Consider the following 24,532-nt stretch of genomic DNA (forward strand, 5'->3'; position numbering starts at 1 on the left):
CATCCCGCGCACAAACACGGAACGCAGAGCGAAAGGCCAAAGAGACATGACCGGTTCGGGAACGCGACCGCAGGCCCCGGGCCTGCTGCCGCCGGACACCACCGAGGACATACGGGCCCGGAAGGCCGGCGTCGCCGTCCTCCCCATCGGCAGCTTCGAGCAACACGGCGCATTTCTGCCCCTGGTGACCGACACGGTCATCGCCTCCACCATAGCCCGGGAGATCGCCGCCGCATATCCGGTCCTTCTCCTTCCCCCGCTCACCATCTCTTGTTCGCATGAGCACGCGGCCTGGCCGGGAACCGTCAGCATTTCCGCAGCGACCCTCCACGCCGTCGTGCGGGACATCGCCGATTCGCTCCGCCGATCCGGTGTCGACGCCCTGGTTCTGGTCAACGGGCACGGCGGAAATTACGTGCTGCGCAACGTGGTTCAGGAATCCGCCGCCACCGGTACCCGCATGGCGCTTTTCCCGGGGTCCGCGGACTGGAACACCGCGCGCACCGAGGCCGGAATCCAGACCCCGGCGCCGAGCGATATGCATGCCGGGGAAGTAGAGACATCCATTCTCCTGCATGCTCACCCCGAACTCGTCCGCCCCGGATACGAATCCTCTGATTTCCTCGCCGACGACCGTAGACATCTGCTCACCCTCGGTATGCCGGCCTACACCGAATCCGGAGTCATCGGCCGCCCTTCCCTGGCGTCCGCCGGGAAGGGAAAGGAACTCCTCACCGCACTCGTCGATTCCTTCGCCGAATACCTCTCCCTGCTGACCGAGAAGGAGGCGCGATGACCGTGCTCGACGAGGCGGCGGCCTGGGAGCGGCTGCGCGCCATCCGGTCGGCGGCGGACGCCGAGGCCGCCGGCCTGGTCCGCGGCCCCGACGGCGCCCGGCGCTGGCGGGAAGAGGCCTCGCCCGCGGCGCGGGCCCTCACCGACCGCTATCTGCCGCTGTGCCTGGCCGGCCCGCGCCTCACCTTCGCGCAACTCGGCCAGAGCCTCGACGGCTTCATCGCCACCCGCACGGGCGACGCCGACTATGTCACCGGGGAGGAGGACCGCGCTCATCTGCACCACCTGCGCGCGCTCGCCGACGCGGTGGTGGTCGGAGCCGGGACCGCCATCGCGGACGACCCCCAACTCACGGTGCGCGCCTGCACGGGGACCAACCCGGTGCGCGTCGTCCTCGATCCGCACGGCCGGGTGCCACCGCAACGCCGGGTGTTCACGGATGGCTCAGCTCCCACCCTGTGGGTGGTGGCCGCGGACAGCGGCCACGGCCGGCACCCGGCGCACGGCGACGGCGACAGCGTCGGCGTTGACATACTCACCCTCCCGGACAGCGAGGCGTTCGCGCCCCGGCGCCTGGTGGAGGCGCTGGCGCGCCGCGGCCTTGGCCGGGTGCTGATCGAGGGCGGCGGCGTCACCGTGTCGCGGTTCCTGCACGAGCGGGCGCTGGACCGGCTCTACGTCACGGTGGCCCCGGTGCTGCTCGGCGACGGCGTCCCCGGGCTGCGCTTCGCCGGTACGACCGTCATGCGGGAGGCGCTCCGCCCGCCGATGCGCCGTGCCCACCTCGGCGAGGACACCCTCTTCGAGATCGATCTGCGGACGGCGCAACCCGGCACACCACTGCGCCACGAGCACGCCGAAGCCGGGCAGGCTCGCCGCGAAGCTGAGCACTCCGTACACCACGGCGACGGTCAGTCCCTGGGCCGCGCCCAGTCCCGCGGCGCCGAAGGCCCAGGCGGTGACGCCCTCCCGGGGCCCCCAGCCGCCGACGTTCAGGGGCAGCGCCATGGCGAGCAGCGCCAGCACCATCAAGGGCAGCAACTCGGCCACCGGGGCCCTTGATCCGGCGGCCCGGGCGGCCAGCAGGAACATCCCCAGATAACCGGCCAGCACCACGACGGACGAGACCGCCACCCCCGGCCAGCTCCCACGGGCGAGCAGTCCGCGCCGCGCCTCCGCCAGCGCGGCGCGGACCGCCCGCCGCCACCGCGACGTACCCGGACCGCCACGCCGCCGTACGGCGGCCACCACCGCCAGGGCGCACACCACGGCGAGTACCGCCAGGGCGCCCGGCGTCGTCGCCACGTGGTGAGCGAGGCGGCGGATCTCCGCCACGGCCACGGACGGGTGGGCCAGCAGGACCGCCACCCCGACCACGGCCAGAACCACCTGGCCCGCGGCCCGCTCCAGCACCACCGCGCGCACCCCCCGGCCGACGTCGCCGGAGTCGCGACCGTGCCGCACCGCGCGGTGCACATCGCCGAGGACACCGCCGGGCAGCGCCGCGTTCAGGAACAGGGACCGGTAGTAGTCGGCGACGGCCCGGCCCAGCGGCAGCCGGATGCCCAGCGCCCGGGCCACCACGCACCAGCGCCAGGCGCTGAACACCGTGGTGAGCAGGCCGAGACCGAGCGCGCCCACGAGCGTCACGGCGTCGATCCGGCGCAGGCCGTCCAGAAAGGCGCCCGTGCCCACCCGCCACAGCACCACGGCGAGGATGACCGCTCCCGCGACCGTGCCGAGCCGGGCCTTCAGCGCCCCCGCCTTCATGAGACCCCGCCCCCGTAAGGCAGCGGCCCGGGCAGCGCCAGCAGGTCGCTGTGGTGCACCACCACCCGCAACTCGCCCGCCGCGCACTGCGCCAGACGGCGCTCCAGATACGCCTCGGCGCGCGGCGCGAGCTCCGGCCGCTGCTCGACGGCGGCCCCGACCCAGCCCCGCAGCCACTGAGCCGTCAGCGCGGACTCACCCGCGCCGAGCCGCCACGGGCTGCTGTGCACCCGCACCGTCGCGCCCCGTTCCGCGAAGGCCTCCGAGGCCACCGTGACCGCGTCCGGCCCCAGCAGGCCACCGCGGCGCTGATGGGCGTTGAACGCCTCCGCGATCTCGGCGTCCAACGGGTCGGCCGGGGCGAGCTCGACCCGCCCCGCCACCGACAGCGCGAGCAGCACCGGGCACTCGGCCCCGGCGCACGCGGCGACCAGCGCGTTCACCTCGTCCCGGGTCAGCACGTCCAGCAGCGCGGAGGCCGTCACCAGCGAGGCCCCGGCCAGGTCGTCCGCGATCAGCCGGCCGAGGTCGGCGCGCCGGGTCAGGACCGTGACGCCGCTGCCGTCGGCGGTTGTCGAGGGCGTCTGCGCGGCGGCCCGGCCCAGCAGCGCCGGATCGCGGTCGTACAGCACCCAGTGCTGCGGGCCGGGCAGCCGGGGCGCGAGCCAGCGGCCCATCGAGCCGGTGCCGCAGCCGAGGTCATGGACCGTCAGCCCGCCGGGCCGCAGTCCGGGGCCGGCAAGCCACGCGCGCAGCGGATCGAGGAGTTCAGGGGCGCGGGCGGCTGCGTCGGCGTCCTCCCGCAACTCCAGCCACTCCGGCTGGTACAGCGGCACATCCGTGGTGCTCATGCGGCCCTCCGGGGTTCATATCGAAGCTGTTCCAGCACCTCGGCCAGGCGCCGCGCCGTCGTCTCCCACCCGTCAAGAGCGGCGCGCCGCCCCCGGGCTGCGGCCTTCAACCGCCCCCGTACTCCCGGCTCGCCGAGCCAGCGCCGCAGCGCCGCTGAGAGCGCGGCCGGGTCCCGCGGGGGCACCAGAACGCCGGGCAGCCCGCCGTCGGGGGCCCGCCCCATCGCCTCCGGGACCCCGCCCACGGCGGTGGCCAGCACCGGAATGCCCCGCGCCAGCGCCTCGGTCACCGCCATGCCGTACGTCTCGGCGTACGAGGCGAGCACCAGAAGGTCGGCCGCGGCGTAGCTCGCGTCCAGATCGGCACCGGCGCGCGGGCCGGTGATCCGCACCCGGTCGCCGAGGCCGTGCCGGCCGATCAGTTCACGCAGCCGGGTGACATAGCCGGGGTCCTGGCCGAGGCCGCCGACACACAGCAGGCTCCAGGGCAGGTCGGCGACCTCGGCCAGGGCCTCGACCAGCTGATGCTGGCCCTTGCGCGGGGTCACCGCGGCGACGCACAGCAGCCGCGAGGCGCCGTCGGTGCCGGGCGCCGGGGGCGCGAGGTCCGCGCCGGGCGCGGCGACATGGACCCGGCCCGGGGCGAGCCCGTGGTGGGCCACCAGCCTGCGGGCCGCCCAGTCGCTGGTCGCCACCACCGCCGGGACGGCGCGCAGCGTCCTGCGCTCCAGCGCGTCCAGGTCCGCGGCGCGGCCGGGGGCGAGCCCCGTCTCGTCGCCCAGCGGCAGATGCACCAGCACCGCCAGGCGCAGCCGCTCGGCCTCGGGGACCACGAGGTACGGCACGGCGCAGGCCACCAGCCCGTCGATGAGGACGACGCTGCCGTCCGCCCGCTCGGCCAGGACACGGGCCAGCTCCGCGCGCGCCTCGGCCGAAGGCTGTGGCCAGGCGCCCGCGACGGCGTGCTCGTGGACCTGCCAGCCGACGCCGGGCAGGTCCCGGCACACCCTCAGGTCATAGGTGTTCCCGCCGCTCGGCGCGGCCGGGTCGGCCACGCCGCCGGGCATGACGACGTGCACGGAGCGCGGGTCCGTCGCGGTGGCGTCGGCGCGGCTCATCGGGCGCGCCCTCACAGATCCCGCTCGTAACTCGCCCAGGCGATGTGCGACTCGTGCAGCGTGACCGTCAGGCTGGACAGACCGCGGGCGCCCTCGCCCAGTGCGCCGTCCTGTACCCGGTCGGCGAGCCGGTCGGCGATGACCTTCGCCAGGAACTCCGTACTGGTGTTGGTGCCCGCGAAGGCGGGCTCCTCGTCCAGATTGCGGTAGTTCAACTCGCCGACCACGGCGTTCAGCTGCTGGGTGGCGAGGCCGATGTCGACCACGATGTTGTCGGCGTCCAGCTCGGCACGGCGGAAGGTGGCGTCCACCAGGAACGTCGCCCCGTGCAGGCGCTGCGCGGGCCCGAAGACCTCGCCGCGGAAGCTGTGAGCGATCATCAGGTGGTCACGGACGGTGATGCTGAACAACGTACGACCCTCCAGGTGCGGCACATCCGGCGGCCCTCGGCCGGGCCGCGTCATGTAGTACGGCCTACCCGTTCCCCTTGTTCAGAGCCGCGGCGAATCCGGATCCCCGGCGGGCGCGTACCGGACCAGGTGACACAGCGCGGGCAGCTCCCCGGACGCGAGGCGGGGCAGCACCGCGGGCAGCTCCTCGAAGGCGCACTCCCCGGTCAGCAGCGCGTCGAAGACGGGGTCGGCGAGCAGATCAAGCGCCAGCGCCAGCCGGTCGGCGAAGGTGCGCGAGCGCCGGGCCGGGGACACCGTCCCCACCTGGCTGCTGCGCATCACCAGGCGGCGGGAGTGGAAGGCCTCGCCCAGCGGCAGACTCACCTTCCGGTCGCCGTACCAGCTCAGCTCCAGAACGGTCCCCTCCGGGGCCAGGAGTTCGAGAGAGCGCGCGAGCCCGGCCTCGGTGGCGCTGGCGTGGACGACGAGATCGCGGTCGCCCGCGGCGTCCTGGGGGAGCGCGAAGTCCACCCCGAGGGCCTCGGCGAGCGCGGCGCGCGCGGGCTCCGCGTCGACCAGCTGGACCCGCACGCCCGGGTAGCGGGCGAGGACGGCCGCCACACACGCGCCGACCATCCCGGCCCCGACCACCGCGATCCGGTCACCGACCAGCGGTGCCGCGTCCCACAGGGCGTTCACCGCCGTCTCCACCGTCCCGGCCAGCACCGCCCGCGCGGCCGGCACCGTGTCCGGCACCGGGGTCACGGCGCTCGCCGGGACGACATACCGCGTCTGGTGCGGATACAGGCTGAAGACCGTACGGCCCAGCAGGGCGGGCGGCCCCTGCTCCACCAGGCCTACGCTGAGATAGCCGTACTTGACCGGACCCGGGAACTCGCCCTCCTGAAACGGGGCCCGCATCGCGGCGTACTGGCTCCGCGGCACCCCACCGCGGAAGACCAGGGTCTCGGTGCCCCGGCTCACCCCGGAGAACAGGGCGCGCACCACGACGTCGCCGTCGCCGGGCTCCGGCAGCGGGGCCTCCCGTATCTCGCCGTGGCCGGGTGAGCGGAGCCAGAAGGCGCGGGCGACGCGCTCCATCGACGTCCTCCAGAAAGATCGGGTCGAACCAGGTGCTGAACACTCGGCCCGTGACGCACGTACTGACCATCATCAAGCCGCGAACACGGTACGCGGCACTCAACAACTCCGCCACACAGCCGGAGGGTGCACGGTGGCTGCCCTGAACAACACATACGACACGACGCTGTTGCGGCAGGAGACCGCCGTCGGAGCGGTCGCACAGATACTCCTGCTGACGCTCCTCGGCACGGCGCTCGGCCTGGGACCCGCGGGATGGCTGACGGGCCTGGTCTTCGCGTTCGCCACCTGGGCCGTGCTCACCCGCGCCGTGTGCCGCTCCTGGCTCAGGACCTTCGGGGCGGCCAACCGCGTCACCCTGGCCCGCGCCACGCTCGTCGGAGGCGTGACCGCGCTGGTCGCCGACTCCTTCGAGAGCCCGCCGCGCGTCCCGGTCCTGGTCGCGCTCACCACGGTGGCGCTGATCCTCGACGGGGTCGACGGCAAGGTCGCCCGGCGCACCGGAACGGCGTCCCCCCTGGGGGCACGCTTCGACATGGAGGTCGACGCCTTCCTCATCCTGGTGCTCAGCGTCTACGTCGCCACCTCGATGGGCCCGTGGGTCCTGGCCATCGGTGCCATGCGCTACGCCTTCGTCGTGGCGGCCCGCGCGCTGCCGTGGCTGAACGGGCCACTGCCCGTGAGCACCGCACGCAAGACGGTCGCCGCGCTCCAGGGGATCGCCCTCCTGGTGGCCGCGTCCGCGCTCCTCCCGCGCCCGGCGGCGCTCGCGGTGGTCCTGGTGGCGCTGGCGCTGCTCGTCTGGTCCTTCGCCCGCGACATCATCTGGCTGTGGCACCACAGGACCCGCCACACCGCCCTGCCCCAGTCCGCCACCGCCGTCCGGCACATGACCCACGCGGACGCCTGATGTCCTGCGGCGGTGGCTGGTTGGCGCCGCCCGCCGGGAAGGCATGAGGCAGGATGGCAGACCGCGTCAGGGCCCCGCAGCACGCCCGGGCGCGGCCCGACATCCCAGGCACGAGCAGGTGACACGGTGACAAGACAGCACTCCGAACACCCCGGCAGACGCCGCCGCGAGGGCGCACCCGGACCACGGCCCGCCGCCCCGTACGGCCCGGCCCGCCACAGGTCGCCTCGCCCCTCGCGGCGCACCGTCCGAGGCGCGGGGAGCGGCCGGTGAACCGCGCGCTCACCCTGCACGACCTCATCGTCGTCTGCGCCGCGCTGGCGGCGAGCGTGGCGATGGGCCTGCTGTCCCGCATGGCGCTGCGCTGGCTGGGCGAGCGGGCGAGCAGAACCCGGTGGCGAGGCGACGACATCATCGTCGACGCGCTGCGCACCATCGCCCCCTGGGCCTGCGGCGCCGCCGGTGTGTCCGGGGCGGCCGCGGCTCTGCCACTGACCGCCACGGTCGACCACAGCGTCAATCAGGTGCTGACCGCCGTGCTCATCCTGGTCACCACCGTCGCCGTGGCCCGCGTGATCGCCGACCTGGTGCGCGCCCAGGCGCTGTCCCGGTCCGGAGTGGCGGGCAGCGCCACCATCTTCGTCAACATCACCCGCATCGCGGTGCTGGCGATGGGCGTCCTCATCCTGCTGGAGACGCTCGGCATCTCGATCGCCCCGCTGCTCACCGCGCTCGGCGTGGGCGGCCTCGCGGTCGCCCTGGCGCTCCAGGACACGCTGGCCAATCTCTTCGCGGGCGTCCACATCCTCGCCTCCAAGACGGTGCAGCCCGGCCACTACATCCGGCTCGGCAGCGGCGAGGAAGGCTATGTCGTCGACATCAACTGGCGTAACACCACCGTGCGCCAGCTGCCGGACAACCTCGTGATCATCCCGAACGCCAAGCTCGCCGGCGCCATCACGATCAACTACCACCAGCCGGAAGAGCAGATGTCCATCATGATCCAGGCGAGGGTCGACTACGACAGCGACCTCGACCACGTGGAGCGGGTGAGCATCGAGGTGGCCACGGAGGTGATGGCCGAGGTGTCCGGCGGTGTCCCGGACCACGAACCGGTCGTCCGATTCCACACCTTCGGGGAGGCCGGCATCGACTTCTCGGTCATCCTGCGCGTCCAGGAGTTCAGCGACCAATACCTGATCAAGCACGAATTCCTGAAGCGGCTCCACCAGCGCTACCGGACCGAGGCCATCGACATCCCCCTGCCGATGCGCACGGTCGTGCTGCAACAGCCGGGCCAGGTACCGCTCCCCGGCCCCCGGACCCCGGAGGGCGACCCCGCCCTGGGCCCGAAGTCGCCGGTGCGGATGTCGAAGGCCGGCCACTGAGCGACGCGCCGCACGCGGCGGCAGCGCCCGCGCGCTGCCGCCGCGGCCTACTCCTCGAACCAGACCACCAGGCGGACATGGTGTTCGCCGTGGACATCGGCGAGCGCGCGCATCACGGTCCACACCGGCCGCCAGATGCCGTCGGCCGGCACGGCATCGCGACGCCGGGCGCGCTCGGCGCGGAACACCGTGGTGCCCACCTCCCACTCCGTGCCCTCGTCCCACAGCTCGCCGATCCGGTCGGCGCCGACCGTCAAGGTGTCCACTCCGAGCATCGACAGCTCGATGGCCGCGTACCAGGCCGTCTCCCCGATCTCGAGCCCGGGGCCCCAGGTGCGGCACTCCACGAACCCTCTGATGTCTGTTCCCACAGGCAGATTCTGCCCCGGCCCGACCGGTCACGGGTTCTGGCGTACGACACGCGCCGAGGTGAGGAGCTCACGCGGCGACGGGCCCCCGCGCAGGCACCACAGCGCGATGACCGGGTCGCAGATCGCGCAGCCCAGCGACGAGTCGTGGAAGAACGGGATCAGGGGGCTGCCCTTGAGGTGGTGGACGATGTCCCACGCGGTGTGCAGCAGCCAGCCGATGCCGATGAACGTCCATGAGTCCAGGCCGCGGTAGGCCACGTAGGTGGCGAGCGCGGCGAACGCGAACTCCCAGCCGCCCAGACCGGCGCCGTTGCTGAGGTAGGCGGCGCCCGCCCCGGCGACCATGATCGCGTTGAAGCGGCGTCGGTGCGGTTCCCGGATGAGGGACATCAGCAGCGCGTAGAGGACGCCGATGACGATCGGCATGACGTATTGCATGGGTGTGCCCTTCCGGGAGCGTGACGGTGCGTCCTGCCGCCGGCTCGGTGGCGCGCGCCCGGGCTGCGAGACCTCTGGGTACGGGGGCGGACGCGGACCGGGCCGCGGAGTCGATCTCGACGCTATCGACGGGGCCCGGCTCCTCCCAGTGGCGTTAATGACGGATTCCAACGGGATACCGCCACTGCCGTGAGATGTGCGCCGACCTCCTCGGAAAGGCAAGATCGGCGCCGGGGCGCCCGCGGGGTCGGCGTGGCGGGCCGGTAGGTTCCGGACATGCACACGGTGGCCGTCCTCGCGCTCAGCCAGGTGATTCCGTTCGACCTCTCCACCCCGATCGAGGTCTTCACCCGCGCCCGGCTGCCCGACGGGCGCCCCGGCTACCGGGTGCGCGTCTGCGCGGAGCAGCCGGAGATCGACACCGGTGTGTTCACCCTCCGCGCGCCCTGGGGCCTGGAGGGGCTCGCGGCCGCGGACACCGTCGTCGTGCCGGGCATCGCCGACCCCGCCGCCCCACTCGCCCCCGCCGTGCGCACCGCCTTGCGCCGGGCCGCCGCCGACGGCACCCGCATCGCCTCCATCTGCACCGGCACCTTTCCGCTGGCCGCCAGCGGGCTGCTGAACGGCCTGCGCGCCACCACCCACTGGCTCGCCGCGGACAAGCTGGCCGCCGCCTACCCGGACATCGAGGTCGACGCGAATGTGCTCTACGTCGACAACGGACAGATCCTCACCTCCGCCGGCGCGGCCGCCGGGCTGGACCTGTGCCTGTACCTGATCCGCCGCGACTACGGCGCCGCGGTGGCCGCCGACGCCGCCCGTCTGTCCGTGATGCCGCTCGAACGCGAAGGCGGGCAGGCGCAGTTCATCGTCCACGACCACACACCCGCTCCGGCGGGCTCGGCGCTCGAGCCGGTGCTGGCCTGGATCCGGGACAACCTCGCCGGCCCCCTCACCCTCGACCAGATCGCCGCACACGCCGGGATCAGCACCCGTACGCTCATCCGCCGCTTCCGGGACCAGACCGGCACCACTCCGCTCCAGTGGCTCCACCGCGCTCGCATCCGCCAGGCCCAGCACCTGCTGGAGACCACCCAGCACTCCGTCGAACGCATCGGCGCCCAGGTCGGCTTCGGCTCACCCACCGCCTTCCGTGACCGCTTCAAACGCACCGCGGGCGTCAGTCCGCACACCTACCGCCGCACCTTCGGCGGTCGGCAGTGAGGGTGTCCGGTCCCGCTCAAAGCCGCCGGCTCAGCCAGCGCAGCGAGGAGAGGCCCAACGCGGTCATCATGGCCACGAGGTTGCGGTCCGCGGCCGGCCCGGCCGAGGTGGCGGCGCGCAGCAGAAAACCGGCGTGCAGTGCCAGCACCTCGTCGAGCCGGCCGCGGTCGAGGTCGCGCGTCAGCGGGTGGCTCTCGGCGATCGGCTGTGGATCCACACCGCTGAGCGACGCGCTCGACAGCAGCGTGACGACATCGCAGTGCCGGGGCCCGACCCAGGCGTGCGGCCAGTCGACGACGAAGACACGGTCCGCGGTCAGCATGATGTTGAACGGGTAGAGGTCTCCGTGCAGGAGCGTGCGGCCGTCGAGCGAGGCGTTCTCCTCCAGGCCGACGAGCCGGTCGATGCGGCGGGCCGCCCACGGCGACAGCTCCGCCACCTTCGCCCAGGCGGCGGTGTCTTCGGCCAGGGCCGACCATCCGCCGAGGCGCGGTCTGCCCAGCACCGCTGCCTCGACGGGCGACGGCGTCAGGACGTTCGCCATCTCGGTGACCGCCGAGAGCACCCTGTCGAGTTCCTCCGGCCGCCACGGCTGGGCCGGCAGACGCCCCGGGATCTCCTCGAAGACCAGCGCCACCCAGGTGCCGTCGTCGTAGGCGTCGAGCAGCCGCGGCACCGGCGCCCGACCGGGAAGCCGCCGCGAGACCGCGATCTCCCGGCGGTGGAAGTCCGCCACCGCGGGCGCCGTCGACGAGCCGGCCGCCTTGACGAACGCCCGGCTGCCGTCCGCCAGCAGCACTCGCGCGGCCAGGCCCTCCGAGAACCCGCCCGGCTGGCTGATCGCGGTGACCACCGGGCTGCCGAGCAGCCGCTCGATCCGGGTCGTCACCTCACGCGGCAGCGCCGCCCAGGCCACCCTCCGGCTGCCGGTGGCCTCGGGCAGGGCCAGGGCCACCGCGGCGAGCTCTTCGCCGGGATCGCGTGTCATCGTGGTTTTCCCCTGTCGATCGGCGTGGATGTGGCCGCGTGAGATTCCATCCGCCACTCGGCCGTGCCGGGCCGCGCCGTTCGCAGGGCTACCCGGCGGGCAGGGCCTCCCGCATCGACTGCGCGGTGGAAGCCGCGTCGTAGCCGTCGGGGAGGCCTCCGACCAGGATGATGTCGCTCCCGATGTGCTTCGAGCGCAGAGGGGCGATCTCCTGGTACGCGGGGGAGTCCCACCAGGCCCGCGCCTCGGCGGTCCCGGGGAAGCCGATGACCACGGCATACCCGGGCCAGCTGCCCTCCAGCACCTCGTGGCGCGTGGCGTGCACGAGGAAGCGGCCGCCGTACGGCTCGAAGGTGGCGGTGATGCGCTCAATGTACTCGGCGATCTCCGCGTTCGGGGCGGCTTCCTGGAGATGGGCTATGACGTAGGCGGTCATGGTGTCCCTCCGGTCGGTCTCCGTATGCCGACGATCGTGGCAGGTGGCCATGGCCGGGTCGATGACCTCACAGGTAAGCGGCCGTGCGTGAGGCCGTTCAGGCGAGCTTCTCGAAGAAGAACTCGTGCTTGAGGAACGATGTCTCGTGCTCGGCCCCGGGGTACGGCGGGATGAGCTGGGCGGCCTGGAACAGCCGCCAGCCGTCCTCCAGCGCCGCGACACCCGTCTCGTACGGGGGCTCGTCGCTGTCGCCGGTCGTGGGGCGGGTGCGGCCGGTGCCGTCATAGCGGGCCCAGCCTACGACGTCGGAGTCGAGGGCGGAGGTGGTCAGGTACAGGACGAGGACCTGCTGCTTCACGGCGCTCTCCGGAATCCTGGCGCTCTCGGTGTTCTCGGTGGTCACGCGGTGCTCCTTCACGCGGGCCGGTTGGCGACGCGAGTGGCCCAGTAGTCGATGTCGTAGCCGGGGTCGGCGGTCATGGCCCGCCACAGCTTGATGCGGTTGTGGATCTCCAGCCGGCCGGTGGCCTTCTCGTACCAGGGGAAGCTCCGCCGCAACTCCTCGCGGACCGCCGGGCTGTCGGGGCTGTCGGGGGCTGTGGTGTCCCACAGGCGGACCTGCGGCACGGTCGGATTGAAGCGGATCTTGTACATGTGGCGGACACGGCCGCTGTCGTTGCGGCGTCCGCCGTGCCAGATGCCGTGGTGCAGCAGGATGACGGTGCCGGCCGGACAGGTCAGCCGGGTCTGGCCGCGCAGGTTCTGGTAGCGGCCGGTGTCGGACTCGTTGGTACGGCGCAGATGGCTGCCCGGGACGATGAGTGTGCCGCCCATCGCGGCGGTGACTTCCTGCGGGTAGTACATGAGCTGTACGTCGAACGCGTCGGTCCGCAGGTCGATGAGGGCGTCGGCGTGCAGCGGCTGGGCGCTGCCCTGGTGCGGCTCCCGGGTGTGCACGAAGTGGTGGTCGACGGTCGGGTCCGGCCCCACCAGACTCTCCAACGCCCCGGCCACGAAGGGGAGCTCGACGAGCCGTCGGGCGAAGGAGCCCTCGGGAAACGCCTCGGGGACCGGCGTACCGTACGGCACCGAGGGCAGCCCGGCCTCGAACACGCCGAACGCCTCGTCGTTCATCTCCTGGGGGACGGCCCCGTCGAGCCTCAGGAAGCCGTGCGCCACGAACCGCGCCACCTGAGCGGACGTCAAAAGGTGTCGTGTGGTTGACATGCGACAACCATAGGAAGCCCCACTCGGCCAGTCGTGGGTCGTAATCAGCATCGACTGGTAATTTTTCACCATGACCGAGCGCGTGGAACTGGCCCTCGACCTGCCGCCGCAGGTCGTCAACGCGGGCGTGGGGGTGCACGGCTCGGCCGGGCCCGAGGTGTTCCGGCTTCCTCACCTGTGGCAGCTCCATCTGTACGGCTACTCCGGGACGTTGGAGCTGGGCGGGTCCGCGCATCCGATCCGGCCCCGGTATGTGAGCCTCGTACCGCCGGACGCGGAGGTGCGCTTCCACTACGGCGCGCGACGCTGTGAGCACCTGTACGCGCACTTCCGCCTGCCCGGCGGCGGGGAGCGCCGGAAGGTGCCGGTGATGCAGGACGCCGGCGCGGAGGCGGCGGCGCTGCGAGAGGCGCTGCGGCAGACGGTCGCGGCGACCGCCCAGTCCCAGGCGCGGGCATCGGCCGAGCTGTGGACGGTGCTGTGGCGCACGACCGGCCTGACCGGTGCCGCCGAGAGCCGCCCGGGCGCCCCACACCCCGCCCTCCGGACGGCCCTGGCCCATATCGAGGAGCGCCTGGCCGGCCCCGTGAGCGTTCCGGAGATCGCCCGTGCCGCCGGTGTCTCGCACACCCATCTGACCCGGCTGTTCCGCGAGGGCACCGGGGCCACGGTCGTCGGTTACATCAGACGGCGTCGCATGGAACGGGCCCGGCACCTGCTGCGGGCCTCGACCCTGGCGATCCCGGCCGTCGCGGCGACGGTCGGGATCCCGGACCTCCAGGCGTTCAACAAGGCGTGCCGCAAGGAGCTCGGGGCCTCGCCGCGCGCGGTGCGCGACGCCGCATGGTCGAGCGCGGCAGATCGCTGACCGTGCGCCGCGGGTCGCCGTTATTCGCGCGGCCCGCCTGTCGCCCCGCCCACCAGGGACTCGTGGGCGACTCGGAACTCGCTGGGCGATGCGCCGTAGGTGGCGCGGAAGAGCCTGCTGAAGTGGGCGGCGTCCGTGAAACCCCAGCGTGCGGCGATGGCGTGAATGGCGCGTCGGCTCTGGCGGGGATCCATCAGGGCGCGGCGGCACTGCTCCAGGCGTTTCCGCCGGATCATGGACGCGGGAGTCGTGTCGGCGGTGGCGAGCAGCTGTTGCAGATGGCGCAGGGAGACATGGTGAGCCTCGGCCACCGTCTGCGGGGAGAGGTCCGGGTCCCCGAGATTCTGGTGGATGAACGTGTGAACCCGGGCGAGCAGAGCCTGCCGATGGCTCTCCGGTGGCAGAGTGCGCAGCGCGTGGAGTTCATGGGCCAGGAGCGTGGTCAGCAGTTCCAGAGCGATGTCGAACAGACGGATGATCTCGGCGGCTCGGTACGGGGCGGGCTCCCTGAGGATTTCGCGCAGGCACTGGGACAGGATGCCGCCGATGCCGTCGCGGCCCGAGAGCGGTGTGGCCAGGAGGATGGCCACTTCTGTGGCGGGCAGCGGCAGCACGGCTTTGGGCAGGAAGAACATCTGGTGCGCGCCGCCCTCGTAGCACGCGCGGAACGGCTGCGAGGAGTCGAAGAGCACCAGATCGCCCACCCCGACGGTTGCCTCGCGGCCTCGTTGGCTGAAGCCATGGGTGCCGGTCCGGATGACTCCGAGCAGGTATTGCTCCGGATCCGACTGGCGGATGTGCTTGGCGGTGCGGTCCGCGCGCAACGGCGACCGCACCACTTCGGTGGACACCTGAAAGGTGTTCGTGCCGATCACCCGGGCCGAGGCGCGGAAGTCGGCCGCGTCCTCACTGCGCACCCGGGTCGAGATGAGCGCGTGGCGGGTCATCTCGTACCAGCTCGCGAAGCGCTCTCCGGCGGGTAACCTCTCGCTGTCGAAAACCGTCTCGATCATTGATCCCCCCGTGTGGCCGACCAGTCTTCGAGGCACGGACTCACCATGTGCGGCCGGTCTTGCCGGAACCTTGGCGGCACCTTGAAATGGCTGGCCGGGGCGTGGCGGGCGGCGACCGAGCCGCGGCACGATGCGTACAGGGGCCGGTCAGCACTGTCGCTCCGGGCCGCATGGTGGTGTTATGGAAGTGGCACCGAGGGCGACAAGAGACACGGAGAAGCGGTTCAGGCCGCGCACCGTGCAATCAGGGCCCGCGAGAAGTGGGCAGCCCTCGGCGCCCCGTGTTGTGACGGACGGTGGCGCCTCGTCACCCGCGGCACAGGGGCAGCAGACAGCTCTCGCCCGGGGCCACGGACACCGTGCGGCCGCCCAGCACCACGTGGATCGGTTCGCGGTCGGAGGACGGCACGGCGATCCGCAGCCGCTCGGTGCTCAGCGCCAGCCGCACCCCCCAGTGGCCCCGGTAGCGGATCGACAGCCCGAACCGGGACAGCTCGGGCAATGGCACGGGGTCCAGCCGCAGCGCCCCGCCCCGGGGCTCCAGTCCGGTCAGGCCGCGCTGTACGAGGTCGAGGGTGCCGGCCATGGCGCCGAGGTGGATGCCCTCCCCGGTGGTGCCGCCCTGGAGGTCGGCGATGTCGCCGGCGAGCGCCTCCTGGCAGAACCGCCACGCCTCCGCCCGCCGCACCCGGGGCAGGACCCAGGCGTGGACGACGCTGCTGAGGGTGGAGCCGTGGCTGGTGCGGCGCAGGTAGTAGTCGACGGTCCGCCGCCAGGTGGTGTCGTCCAGCTCGTAGCCGAGCCTGCCGAAGAGGCGGCGCAGCTCGGCGGGCGCGAAGAGGTAGCCGAGCATCAGCACGTCGGCCTGTTTGGACGCCTGGTAGCGGTTGACCGTGTCGCCCTCGGCCTCCAGGATCCGGTCCAGGCGCCGGATGTCGCCGTAGGCCTCGCGATAGCGGTCCCACGCGAGCTCGGCGAGCTCGCCGAAGCCGTCGAACTGGCTGATGATCCCGTGGTGCCAGGGGACCAGCAGCCGCCGGGAGACGTCCTGCCAGAGATCCAGCTCCGCGTCGGCGAGCCCGGTGCGTTCGAACAGGTCCCGGCGGCGCGGCTCGGGCAGGGAATGCAGCAGGTCGAGGGCGCGGGCGAGCACCCACGCCGCGGTGACGTTGGTGTACGTGTTGTCGTCGATGCCGGGGCGGGAGGCGTCGGGGTAGGCGTCGTGATACTCGTCGGGGCCGACCACGCCGAGGATCCGATACCGTCCCCGGGCGCTGTCCCAGGTGGCCGCGTCGGCCCAGAACCGGGCGATCTGAAGCAGCATCTCGGCGCCTTTGGTGTGCATGAACTCCGCGTCGCCGGTGGCCTCGCCGTACTGCCACACGTTGTACGCGATCGCCGAGCCGACGTGGTGCTGGAGCCGGGAGTGGTCGGGCAGCCAGCGCCCCGAGCGCGGGTTGAGGTGCAGCCGCTGGGTCTCCTCGCGGCCGTCGCTGCCGCTCTGCCACGGGTACATCGCGCCGGCCCGCCCGGCGTCACGGGCCGCGAAACAGGCCTGCTCCAGCCTGCGATGGCGGTAGGCCAGCAGTGCCCGGGAGACCTCGGGGAGGTGCAGGTTCAGATAGGGCAGCACGAACAGCTCGTCCCAGAACACATGGCCCCGGTACGCCTCGCCGTGCAGCCCGCGCGCGGGCACCCCGACGTCCAGGTCCGCGGTGTGCGGGGAGAGCGTCTGGAGCAGATGGAACAGATGCAGCCGCAGAATCCGCCCCGCCTCCCCCGGCACGTCCAGCTCGCACGCCCGCCACAGCTGCTCCCAGGCCGCACGGTGGGCGGCGGCCAGCGCCGTGAAGCCCGGCGCGCGGGACACGCGGTCCACGGCGGCGTGCAGCGGATCGCTGATCGCCGGGTCGCGTGAGGTGTGCAGGGCGACACACTTGTCGACGGTCACCGTCCGGCCCGGCTCCAGAGCGGGCCGCAGCAGGAGGCGGGCGCGTCCCGGCGCATGGGCGGTGGCCGTGCCCGTGTCGCCGTCGGCGGTGGTCCGGGCGGCCATGCCGACGCGGATGTCGGAAGTGCTGGTGCGGCAGCGCAGCCAGACCACGTCACCGCCGGGTGCGGTGCCCGTGTGCACATGGGTCAGATGCCGGCCGGCCAACTGCTGGTACCGGGCCACACCGGTGTTGGCCACCGTGCCGTCCAGCGCCGATTCCACCTCGAGCCGACCCGACCAGTCCTCCGCGGTGAACTCGGTCCGCAGCGCCGCCAGATGCGGGTCGCCCATGTGGATGAGGCGCAGCTGCCGCACCGCCAGGTGCCGGCCGGTGCCGTCCACGTACCGCGCGGTGCGCTCCAGGACACCGGCGCGCAGATCGAGGGCCAGCCGGTGGTCGAGCGGCGGGTGGGTGTCCGGTGAGAACCACGGCGCCGTGGACTCGTCGGCGGTGTCCCCGTCCCTGATCCGGAAGCGCAGGGGCAGCCAGTTGGGCAGGTTGACCAGGTCCTCGTTCTGCACGCGCCGGCCCGCCACCTCCGACTCCAGCCGGTTGTAGCAGCCCGCGACATAGGTGCCGGGGCTGTGCACGGTGTCCGCGGCGCACTCCGGGACGGCGCCCCGGGTCGCGAAGTAGCCGTTGCCGAGGGCGCACAGGGACTCCCTCAGCCGCTCCTCGGCCGGGTCGTAGCCCTCGTACACCCAGGTCCACGCGGGCGGCGTCGCACCCATGGATCACCCCCGCGGCTCCATGACGACCACCGCCCTTCCCGTGGGCTCCGTCTTTCCACCCTGCCCCCGCCACCGCGCGGTGTCAGCCCGGGGCGCGGCGGCACACACGCCGAGCGCCGGGGAGCGACGCAGCGGATGCGGCCGGGCTCCACCGACACCACGATGAAGGCATGACCGCCCCTCGCCCCGCCGACCGCTTCGAGGCCCCCGGGTGACGGAGGGGCTGTCGCGGGAGGAGGCGGCACGACGGCTGGCGGAGTACGGGGCCAACGTCGTCGCCCAGGAACAGCGCACCCCCGTGTGGCGCCGTGTGCTCCAGCAGCTGCGCGACCCCCTGATCGTGGTGCTCCTCGTGGCCGCCGTGCTGACCCTCGCCACCGGAGACCTCCCCGACGCCGCGGTGATCCTGCTCGTGATCACGGTGAACACCGTGGTCGGCGTCGTCCAGGAGGTACGGGCGGAGCGGGCCGTGGCGGCCCTCTCGGCGCTGAGCGCCCCCGTCGCCCGCGTGGTACGCGGCGGCGCGGAGTGTTCCGTACCGGCCGCCGATGTGGTGCCGGGGGACCTGGTCCTGCTGGCCGAGGGCGACATCGTGCCCGCGGACGGCGAGGTGTGCGACGCGGCGCGGCTCCTGGTGGACGAGTCGGCGCTGACGGGCGAGTCGGTCCCGGTGGAGAAGGCGGCCGGCGAGGACCAGTCGCTCCGTACGGTGTCGGCGGGCACGGTGGTCGTGCGCGGCCGCGGACGCGTCCGGATCACCGGCACCGGGCCGCACAGCGCGCTCGGCCGGATCGCCGCACTGATGGGAACCGCGTCCGGCCTGACCCCGCTCCAGCGCAGGCTGGCCCGGTTCGGCCGGGTGCTGGCGGCCGTCATCGTCGCGCTGTGCGCGGTGGTGCTCGCCCTGGGGCTGGCGCGCGGACAGCCGGTGGAGCTGATGGTGGTGGCCGCGATCAGCCTCGCCGTGGCGGCCGTACCCGAGTCGCTGCCCGCCGTGGTCACCCTCGCCCTCGCGCTGGGAGCCCGGCGGATGGCGGACCGGCACGCCATCGTCCGCCGGCTGCCCGCGGTGGAGACCCTGGGATCGGTCACGGTGCTCGCCACCGACAAGACCGGCACCCTGACCGAGGGGCGGATGGCCGCCGAGAAGCTGTGGACGCCACAGGGCGAGGCCACGGTCACGGGCGTCGGCTACGACCCCGAAGGCCGCGTCACGCGCGGCGGGCGGACCGTGACCGCGGACGACGCCCCCGACCTGGCCGCCCTCCTGTGCGCCTCGATGCTGTGCAACGACGCCGCGCTGGAACCACCGCCGGACGGCGACACGCCGTGGCGCGCGATGGGCGACCCCACCGAGGCCGCGCTGCTCACGGCCGGAGCCAGACTGGGAGTGGACCGCGGCGCGCTGGATCGCGGGCTCCCACGGGTCGACGAGATCCCCTTCGACAGCGCGCGCAAGCGCATGACGACGGTGCACCGCACGCCAGGTGGCGGACTGCGCGTCGTGTGCAAGGGAGCGCCCGAGGCCATGCTCGGCCCCGCGGTCCTCGCCGACCCTCCGGACACTCTCTCCCGGGCCGCAGCCCAAGCCGAGGAGCTGGCCCGCGGCGGATACCGGGTCCTCGCCGTGGCCTCGTCCGACCACGACGAAGCACGCGCCCGGAGCCCCGAGACCTGGGAGACGGGCCTGTCGCTGCTCGGGCTCGTCGGCATCCTCGACCCGCCCCGCGACACCTCGCGGACGACCATCGCCGCCTGCGAAAACGCCGGGATCACCCCCGTCCTGATCACCGGCGACCACCCGCTCACCGCACGGGCGGTGGCGGCGCGCTCGGGCATCGTGGCCCGGGCGGACGAGGTCACCACGGGCGAACGCCTCCGCCGGGGCACCGCGGGCGAGCCCACCTCGCTGCGCGTCTACGCCCGGACCACGCCGGAGCAGAAGCTGGACATCGTCCAGGCGTGGCGCACGTCGGGCCATGTGGTGGCGATGACCGGCGACGGCGTCAACGACGGGCCCGCCCTGCGCCGGGCGGACATCGGCGTGGCCATGGGAGAGCGCGGCACCGAGGTCGCCCGCCAAGCGGCCGACCTCGTGCTCGCCGACGACAACCTGGCCACCGTCGTCGCCGCTGTCGAGGAGGGCCGTCGCGTCTACGCCAATGTGCGGCGGTTTCTGCTGTACGCCCTCGCCGGAGGCACCGCGGAGATCCTGGTCATGCTCCTCGGCCCCTTCCTCGGGATGCCCCTGCCCCTGCTCCCCGCCCAGATCCTGTGGATCAACCTGCTCACCCACGGCCTCCCCGGGGTGGCGCTCGGAGCGGAACCCGTGGCCCCGGGCGTCATGCGCCACCCGCCCAGGCCGCCCGAGGAGAGTGTGCTGGGCGCCGGGCTCTGGCCCCGCCTCCTCGCCATGGGGGCCTTCGTCGCCGGTGTGACCCTGGTTGCGGGGGTGTGGGCGCGGGAGACCGGCCGACCGTGGCAGTCCCTGATGTTCCTGGTGCTCGGCGCCACCCAACTCGGTGTCGCCGCGGGCTCCCGCGCCCGTCCGGGCAGTCTCTCCAACCCGTTCCTGCTGGTCGCCGTGGGTGCGGCACTGGCCCTCCAGATGGCGGGCGTCTATCTGCCGCCCCTGCGCGCCCTGTTGGGCACCGAACCACTGCCGCCCCTCGACCTCGTGATCGCCTGCGCGCTCTCCGGCCTGGGACACGTCGTCATGCGGGCACAGCGGAGTCTCTTCCCCGAGCGCCCGCCACGCGCGGGTCCCGCGTCAGCCCCGGCCCGACAGCGCCGCGTCAGCGACGGAAGGGCCCGGTCACCTCGTACGTGATGCCGTCCGCGGAACTGCCGCTCGTGCCGCGCTGGCTGGAGAAGTACAGCCGGGTGCCGTCGGGGGAGAAGGCCGGGCCGGTGATCTCCGAGCCGGACTGGCCGTTGACGCGCAGGAACGGCGCGACGATCTCGTCCGGCGTGATCATGCAGATCTCCATGTTGCCGCCGTCCTCGGCGACGAACAGGTCGCCGGAGGACGAGCCGGTGACATTGTCCACGCCGGTCAGCGGGGCGGAGCCGGGGTTGACCAGGGAGTCGTCGTAGGCCAGCTCGTAGGTGCTGTCGGTCAGGTTGAGCCGCCAGACGCGGTTGTCGCCCTTGGTGGTGAACCAGACGGTGTCATTGGCGTAGTGGCAGCCCTCGCCGCCGTTGAAGATCTTGGCGCCCGAGACCTGGTCACGGGTGTACGTGGGAGAGCCGTCGGGGTCGGGCACATTCGTCCAGCTGAACGACCCGGCGGCGCCGCTGCCCGCGACCAGCACCTGAAGGGTGCCCGAGGAGAGATTGCCCCAGGTGGTCGGTATGAACCGGTAGAAGCAGCCGTCCGTCTCGTCCTCGGTCATGTAGACCACCTTGCGCACCGGGTCCGCGGCCGCCGCCTCGTGCTTGAACTGGCCCATGGCGGCGCGCCGAGTGGCGGCGTTCACACCCCACGGGTCCGTCTCGTAGACATAGCCGCGGCTGACCTCCTCACAGGACAGCCAGGTCTGCCAGGGGGTGGCGCCGCCCGCGCAGTTGTTCCGCGTGTTGGACAGGATGCGGTAGGCGCCGGTGATGGCTCCGGAGGAGTCGAACTTGACGGCGCTCGCGCCGCCACCGGTGCTGATCTCCGAGTTCGAGACGTAGATCCAGCCCGTGCCGTCCGCGAAGCAGGCGCCGCCGTCAGGGGCGTTGTGCCAGGCGTAGGAGGTGCCGGAGACGGCCTTTCCGGAACGGGCGATGACTCTGCTGGTGAAGCCGCCCGGCAGCAGGATGCCGTTCGCGTCGGCCGCGCCCAGCGCTCCGTAGGGGCTGGGGCCGTTCTGGGCCGGGGCCGCGTAGGCGGCGCCGCGCATCAGGGTGCCGCCGAAGGCCGCGGCCGAGGTGCCGATGACGGCTCCGCGCAGGAAGGTACGACGTTCCACACTCACTCCCGGGGGTGTGTTCACCCGCCGCCGGTCGGCGGCGGGCCGCGCTCAGGGACCCTAGGGAGAAGAGATTGACTGTCAATAGACGACCGATGAAGGGGTCGTGAGGTGCGACACAACGGCTGAAAGCGATCGCCCCAGCCGACAGCGCCGGTGCAGATCGTTCGCGTCGGTGCCGCTCAGCTACCGCCGGCGCAGAAGCAGGACGTGGCGATCGGAACGTCGGCGAGCGCGGCGGCGACGGTCAGTTGCTGGGCCACGATCCCCGCCTCCGCCACCTTGCCGAGCCGCACCAGGCATGCGTGGTACCCACGCAGCGACCATACGTTCCCGGGGTGTTGAGAGGCTCTCGGGAGCGTGTCGTCGAGCCCGAGATCCGCCCGGTACACGGCCTCCGCCTCCTCGACCCGCCCACGCTCGAGAAGCAGCGCGCCATATGCGTGACGGGTCGGTTGCATCCAGCCCCAAGGCTCGTCGTAGGGGAGGTTGTCGTCGAGGCCGATCGAACGGGCGAGCGACGCGAAGGCCGCGTCGTACTCGCCCTTTCGGTAGTGGAGCTCGCCGTCGAGCATCGCCGACGCGATCGCGAGAATGTCCCGGCAGGTGTTGTTGAACAGCATCCGGCGCTCCGGAACATGCTCGACCGCGGCCACGAAGGACTCACGTTCGGCTTCGGCCTGCCGGACCATCCCCGTGGCCGAGTACGCCACGCCCCGGGCATAGTGCAGCATCGCGGCCGTGACGCAGTAGAGCTGACGATCGGTCGGCGACGGCAGCGCGAGGATGTCCTCCCAACGGCCGAAACGGATCAGCACGTGTACCCGCATGGCGAGGAAGCCCTCGAGCCAGTCGGCCATGGGCGGGCTTTCGACCCGCAGCAGCTCCTCGGGGATCGACGCCTCCAGCCGGGCCGCGGTGTCGAGCGCTGTCCTGTACCGCCCGAGAAACATCGCACCGTAGATCTTGAAGTGATAGTTGTGGCAGCGGTAAAGCGTGTAGAAGTTCATCGCGCCCGCATGCCGCAGATATTTCTCGTCGGCCGCGATGGCGTCCGTGTTGACCTCCACGACGTGCCGGTAATCGCCGCAGAGTACATCGAGATGTGACGGCATGTGATGCAGATGGCCCGCGTCGGGAACCAGCCCGCGCAATTGGTCGGCGACCACGAGCGCCTTTTCGGGAGTCGGCGACATCTCCATCAGATGGATATACATATGGAGAACGCCGGGATGGCGGGCGCCGGCCTCGCTCACCAGCGCCCGGTTGAGCACGGTCTCGGCCTCGACCGTCCGCGCCTCCGCGGCGGGCTTCCCGGTGCGCAGGTCCCACAACTTCCACGGAGTGAGGTTCATCAGCGCGTCGGCATAGAGGGTGGCGACATCGAGGTCATCGGACGCCAGTCCGTACACCGCGCGCATGGCGTCGGCGTACGACGCGTTCCAGATCGAGCAGTCCTCCACCGCGTGCGACTGCGGATAACGGGCGCGCAGGGCTTCGACCAGCGCCCGCTCGGTGGCCGTCGCTCCTGCTGACGTCGCGTGGGCCCGCTCCGCCGCGGCGTGCGTCCTGCGGACCGTCCGCTCCAGATCCGCCTCGTCGAAGAAATCCCAGGGCTTGTTGTAATTGGGCCCCAGCGCGTACGCGACACCCCAGTGAGCCATGGCGCAGTCAGGGTCCGCGGCCGCGGCGGCCTCGAAGCAGACCACGGCCTCCTCGTGGTTGAACGCATACGTCCACACCATGCCGCGGTCGAACCAGAGCTGCGCTTCGGGTGAACGTGTCGAGACGGGCCGGGAGAAGGTCCCCAGGTCGAAATAGTCCATCAGCTGTGCCGTTCGGGAACTCGTCGTCGCCTTCGCGTTCGATGCGGGCGACGCCTGTTGCGGTGGCCGGGCGTGAATTCAAAAGATCGCGCGGAGTTCGCACCGTAGCATCCCGACGACCCGCTCGCGGTGTGCGTCAACCCTCGCGCGTTGGAATGCGCTTGTACGCGCTCACTCGGGGCGCTTGGCGGTCAGGATCGCATAGCCGAGTTCCATCGCCGCGGTGATCTGTGCCCACTCCGCCACGACCGTGTCGAACCGCTCGGCTTCGACGCCGAACGCCGCCGCGAAGTCCGCGGGCTTGGCGGAGACGGCATGGCCCAGGGCTTCCATGGACGGGCGGACGATGTCGTCTCCCAGGTCGGCCAGCTCCTCCAGGCGCAGGCCCGCGCCGAGGATCAGCCGGGGGTACTCCGCCAGTTCGATATGGGCCGGGACCGCGAACATCGAACGGCCGCGCTGGACGGCGTCGTGATCCCGCGCCGCGACCGGCTCCCGCAGCACGACGTCCATGACGGCGAGCCGCCCGCCGGGGCGGAGCACCCGCGCGATCTCCCCCAGCACCTGCGCCGGGCTCGGCATGTGGAACATGCACTCCAGCGCCCACACAGCATCGAACGAGGCGTCGGGGAACGGCAGTGTCATGGCGTCGGCGCAGACGAAACGCACCCGGTCGGCGACCCCTTCCCGCTCGGCGAGCGCCGTCGCCCGCTCGACCTGCACGGGGCTGACGGTGACGCCGACGACCTCGACGGGCGCGCTGAGCGCCAGCCGTACGGCCGGCTTGCCGGAGCCGCAGCCGACGTCCAGGACCCGGCGGCCGGCGATGTCGCCGAGCTTGCCGATGAGATGGTCGGTCAGCCGGTCGGCGGCGACCCCGAGCGGGCTCCCGTCGTGCGGGTGCGGCCAGTAGCCGAAGTGGAGGTTTCCACCCGCCGCCTCACCGAACAGGTCGGTGAGGCGGTTGTAGTAGTCCGCCACATGGTCGGGGGAAATTTCCTGCGATGCGGTGGTCATGGTGCGAATCCCTCCAGGTCAGGGGCGCCCGTGCGGGCGGCCGCTGCCGCCGTGACGCGACCACCCTAGGGATTCCGGAGCGGCCGGAGACCCCCCTAGTGACTCCAGTTGTTCAGCC

21 protein-coding genes and 2 pseudogenes are annotated in these 24,532 nt (G+C 72.5%); 7 read left to right on the top strand and 16 right to left on the bottom strand.

Annotation, left to right across the window (positions count from 1 at the left end; genetic code table 11):
* Positions 1-46: 46 nt before the first annotated feature.
* Complete coding sequence (locus tag ACZ4WQ_RS33230; RefSeq protein WP_361185591.1) at positions 47-796, top strand: creatininase family protein; 750 nt, start codon at positions 47-49, stop codon at positions 794-796.
* Positions 793-1,446 (top strand): annotated as a pseudogene (locus tag ACZ4WQ_RS33235) (RibD family protein); the annotation flags it as partial. The gene ACZ4WQ_RS33230 and the pseudogene ACZ4WQ_RS33235, both read left to right, overlap by 4 nt.
* Before the next feature lie 279 nt (positions 1,447-1,725).
* On the opposite strand, the pseudogene ACZ4WQ_RS33240 reads toward ACZ4WQ_RS33235, so the two are convergent.
* The 5 genes and pseudogenes from ACZ4WQ_RS33240 to ACZ4WQ_RS33260 form a co-directional block, all read right to left on the bottom strand.
* Positions 1,726-2,565 (bottom strand): annotated as a pseudogene (locus tag ACZ4WQ_RS33240) (lysylphosphatidylglycerol synthase transmembrane domain-containing protein); the annotation flags it as partial.
* Positions 2,562-3,416 (bottom strand): class I SAM-dependent methyltransferase, encoded by an 855-nt coding sequence (locus tag ACZ4WQ_RS33245; RefSeq protein ID WP_311728667.1) that lies wholly within the window; start codon positions 3,414-3,416, stop codon positions 2,562-2,564. The gene ACZ4WQ_RS33245 and the pseudogene ACZ4WQ_RS33240, both read right to left, overlap by 4 nt.
* Entirely contained in the window at positions 3,413-4,534 is a 1,122-nt protein-coding gene (locus tag ACZ4WQ_RS33250) for a glycosyltransferase family 4 protein (RefSeq protein ID WP_361185595.1), read from the bottom strand. Before ACZ4WQ_RS33250 ends, ACZ4WQ_RS33245 begins: the two co-directional genes overlap by 4 nt.
* A gap of 11 nt (positions 4,535-4,545) precedes the next feature.
* Positions 4,546-4,944, bottom strand: a complete 399-nt coding sequence (locus tag ACZ4WQ_RS33255; RefSeq protein ID WP_311728665.1) for a 6-pyruvoyl trahydropterin synthase family protein — start codon at positions 4,942-4,944, stop codon at positions 4,546-4,548.
* Between the two features lie 81 nt (positions 4,945-5,025).
* The gene (locus tag ACZ4WQ_RS33260; RefSeq protein WP_398373629.1) at positions 5,026-6,027 is read right to left on the bottom strand and encodes a zinc-binding alcohol dehydrogenase; all 1,002 of its coding nucleotides are present in this window, start codon (positions 6,025-6,027) and stop codon (positions 5,026-5,028) included.
* A gap of 133 nt (positions 6,028-6,160) precedes the next feature.
* Between ACZ4WQ_RS33260 and ACZ4WQ_RS33265 the strand changes: the two genes are divergently transcribed.
* Positions 6,161-6,937 carry a CDP-alcohol phosphatidyltransferase family protein gene (locus ACZ4WQ_RS33265; protein ID WP_311728663.1) on the top strand — a complete coding sequence of 259 codons (777 nt, stop codon included), beginning with the start codon at positions 6,161-6,163 and terminating at the stop codon, positions 6,935-6,937.
* A gap of 269 nt (positions 6,938-7,206) precedes the next feature.
* On the top strand, positions 7,207-8,325 hold the full coding sequence (locus ACZ4WQ_RS33270; protein WP_361185601.1) for a mechanosensitive ion channel family protein: 1,119 nt from the start codon (positions 7,207-7,209) through the stop codon (positions 8,323-8,325).
* Between the two features lie 47 nt (positions 8,326-8,372).
* Here ACZ4WQ_RS33270 and ACZ4WQ_RS33275 read toward each other — a convergent pair whose 3' ends face one another.
* The gene (locus tag ACZ4WQ_RS33275) at positions 8,373-8,696 is read right to left on the bottom strand and encodes a hypothetical protein (protein WP_361185604.1); all 324 of its coding nucleotides are present in this window, start codon (positions 8,694-8,696) and stop codon (positions 8,373-8,375) included.
* A 27-nt stretch (positions 8,697-8,723) separates the two neighbouring features.
* Positions 8,724-9,134: a DUF6010 family protein gene (locus ACZ4WQ_RS33280; RefSeq protein WP_311728660.1), complete on the bottom strand. Its 411-nt coding sequence runs from the start codon at positions 9,132-9,134 to the stop codon at positions 8,724-8,726.
* A 276-nt stretch (positions 9,135-9,410) separates the two neighbouring features.
* Here ACZ4WQ_RS33280 and ACZ4WQ_RS33285 point away from each other — a divergent pair, with 276 nt between their 5' ends.
* On the top strand, positions 9,411-10,358 hold the full coding sequence (locus ACZ4WQ_RS33285) for a GlxA family transcriptional regulator (protein ID WP_311728659.1): 948 nt from the start codon (positions 9,411-9,413) through the stop codon (positions 10,356-10,358).
* A 16-nt stretch (positions 10,359-10,374) separates the two neighbouring features.
* Here ACZ4WQ_RS33285 and ACZ4WQ_RS33290 read toward each other — a convergent pair whose 3' ends face one another.
* The 4 genes from ACZ4WQ_RS33290 to ACZ4WQ_RS33305 all read right to left on the bottom strand — a co-directional run bounded on the left by ACZ4WQ_RS33290 (position 10,375) and on the right by ACZ4WQ_RS33305 (position 13,009).
* Entirely contained in the window at positions 10,375-11,346 is a 972-nt protein-coding gene (locus ACZ4WQ_RS33290; RefSeq protein WP_398373630.1) for a phosphotransferase family protein, read from the bottom strand.
* Positions 11,347-11,434: 88 nt separating this feature from the next.
* On the bottom strand, positions 11,435-11,782 hold the full coding sequence (locus ACZ4WQ_RS33295; protein ID WP_385345982.1) for a DUF1330 domain-containing protein: 348 nt from the start codon (positions 11,780-11,782) through the stop codon (positions 11,435-11,437).
* Positions 11,783-11,879: 97 nt separating this feature from the next.
* Entirely contained in the window at positions 11,880-12,140 is a 261-nt protein-coding gene (locus ACZ4WQ_RS33300; protein WP_398373659.1) for a hypothetical protein, read from the bottom strand.
* A gap of 56 nt (positions 12,141-12,196) precedes the next feature.
* Positions 12,197-13,009, bottom strand: coding sequence for a phytanoyl-CoA dioxygenase family protein (locus ACZ4WQ_RS33305; protein ID WP_398373631.1), 813 nt, complete (start codon positions 13,007-13,009; stop codon positions 12,197-12,199).
* A gap of 70 nt (positions 13,010-13,079) precedes the next feature.
* Between ACZ4WQ_RS33305 and ACZ4WQ_RS33310 the strand changes: the two genes are divergently transcribed.
* Complete coding sequence (locus ACZ4WQ_RS33310) at positions 13,080-13,877, top strand: AraC family transcriptional regulator (RefSeq protein WP_385345986.1); 798 nt, start codon at positions 13,080-13,082, stop codon at positions 13,875-13,877.
* Between the two features lie 20 nt (positions 13,878-13,897).
* Here the strand turns inward: ACZ4WQ_RS33310 and ACZ4WQ_RS33315 are convergent, their stop codons facing one another.
* Both ACZ4WQ_RS33315 and ACZ4WQ_RS33320 read right to left on the bottom strand, forming a co-directional pair.
* Positions 13,898-14,890, bottom strand: coding sequence for a helix-turn-helix domain-containing protein (locus ACZ4WQ_RS33315; RefSeq protein WP_398373632.1), 993 nt, complete (start codon positions 14,888-14,890; stop codon positions 13,898-13,900).
* 307 nt (positions 14,891-15,197) lie between these two features.
* The gene (locus ACZ4WQ_RS33320) at positions 15,198-17,615 is read right to left on the bottom strand and encodes a glycoside hydrolase family 65 protein (protein ID WP_398373633.1); all 2,418 of its coding nucleotides are present in this window, start codon (positions 17,613-17,615) and stop codon (positions 15,198-15,200) included.
* A gap of 211 nt (positions 17,616-17,826) precedes the next feature.
* Between ACZ4WQ_RS33320 and ACZ4WQ_RS33325 the strand changes: the two genes are divergently transcribed.
* Entirely contained in the window at positions 17,827-20,445 is a 2,619-nt protein-coding gene (locus tag ACZ4WQ_RS33325; RefSeq protein WP_398373634.1) for a cation-translocating P-type ATPase, read from the top strand.
* Here the strand turns inward: ACZ4WQ_RS33325 and ACZ4WQ_RS33330 are convergent.
* The 3 genes from ACZ4WQ_RS33330 to ACZ4WQ_RS33340 form a co-directional block, all read right to left on the bottom strand.
* Positions 20,411-21,571 carry an alkaline phosphatase PhoX gene (locus tag ACZ4WQ_RS33330; RefSeq protein ID WP_398373635.1) on the bottom strand — a complete coding sequence of 387 codons (1,161 nt, stop codon included), beginning with the start codon at positions 21,569-21,571 and terminating at the stop codon, positions 20,411-20,413. The genes ACZ4WQ_RS33325 and ACZ4WQ_RS33330 overlap by 35 nt on opposite strands.
* A 182-nt stretch (positions 21,572-21,753) precedes the next feature.
* Positions 21,754-23,397, bottom strand: coding sequence for a hypothetical protein (locus ACZ4WQ_RS33335; RefSeq protein WP_398373636.1), 1,644 nt, complete (start codon positions 23,395-23,397; stop codon positions 21,754-21,756).
* A gap of 171 nt (positions 23,398-23,568) precedes the next feature.
* Complete coding sequence (locus tag ACZ4WQ_RS33340; RefSeq protein WP_398373637.1) at positions 23,569-24,414, bottom strand: SAM-dependent methyltransferase; 846 nt, start codon at positions 24,412-24,414, stop codon at positions 23,569-23,571.
* Between the last annotated feature and the right edge of the window lie 118 nt (positions 24,415-24,532).

Source organism: Streptomyces sp. NPDC028305 (assembly GCF_055569495.1).

Bases quoted from the DNA above. Each gene is read 5' to 3' on its own strand.
- ACZ4WQ_RS33250 (WP_361185595.1), bottom strand. From the start codon at position 4,534: ATGAGCCGCGCCGACGCCACCGCGACGGACCCGCGCTCCGTGCACGTC.
- ACZ4WQ_RS33335 (WP_398373636.1), bottom strand. From the start codon at position 23,397: ATGGACTATTTCGACCTGGGGACCTTCTCCCGGCCCGTCTCGACACGT.
- ACZ4WQ_RS33340 (WP_398373637.1), bottom strand. From the start codon at position 24,414: ATGACCACCGCATCGCAGGAAATTTCCCCCGACCATGTGGCGGACTAC.
- ACZ4WQ_RS33285 (WP_311728659.1), top strand. From the start codon at position 9,411: ATGCACACGGTGGCCGTCCTCGCGCTCAGCCAGGTGATTCCGTTCGAC.
- ACZ4WQ_RS33290 (WP_398373630.1), bottom strand. From the start codon at position 11,346: ATGACACGCGATCCCGGCGAAGAGCTCGCCGCGGTGGCCCTGGCCCTG.
- ACZ4WQ_RS33305 (WP_398373631.1), bottom strand. From the start codon at position 13,009: ATGTCAACCACACGACACCTTTTGACGTCCGCTCAGGTGGCGCGGTTC.
- ACZ4WQ_RS33315 (WP_398373632.1), bottom strand. From the start codon at position 14,890: ATGATCGAGACGGTTTTCGACAGCGAGAGGTTACCCGCCGGAGAGCGC.
- ACZ4WQ_RS33260 (WP_398373629.1), bottom strand. From the start codon at position 6,027: ATGGAGCGCGTCGCCCGCGCCTTCTGGCTCCGCTCACCCGGCCACGGC.
- ACZ4WQ_RS33280 (WP_311728660.1), bottom strand. From the start codon at position 9,134: ATGCAATACGTCATGCCGATCGTCATCGGCGTCCTCTACGCGCTGCTG.
- ACZ4WQ_RS33320 (WP_398373633.1), bottom strand. From the start codon at position 17,615: ATGGGTGCGACGCCGCCCGCGTGGACCTGGGTGTACGAGGGCTACGAC.
- ACZ4WQ_RS33230 (WP_361185591.1), top strand. From the start codon at position 47: ATGACCGGTTCGGGAACGCGACCGCAGGCCCCGGGCCTGCTGCCGCCG.
- ACZ4WQ_RS33310 (WP_385345986.1), top strand. From the start codon at position 13,080: ATGACCGAGCGCGTGGAACTGGCCCTCGACCTGCCGCCGCAGGTCGTC.
- ACZ4WQ_RS33245 (WP_311728667.1), bottom strand. From the start codon at position 3,416: ATGAGCACCACGGATGTGCCGCTGTACCAGCCGGAGTGGCTGGAGTTG.
- ACZ4WQ_RS33295 (WP_385345982.1), bottom strand. From the start codon at position 11,782: ATGACCGCCTACGTCATAGCCCATCTCCAGGAAGCCGCCCCGAACGCG.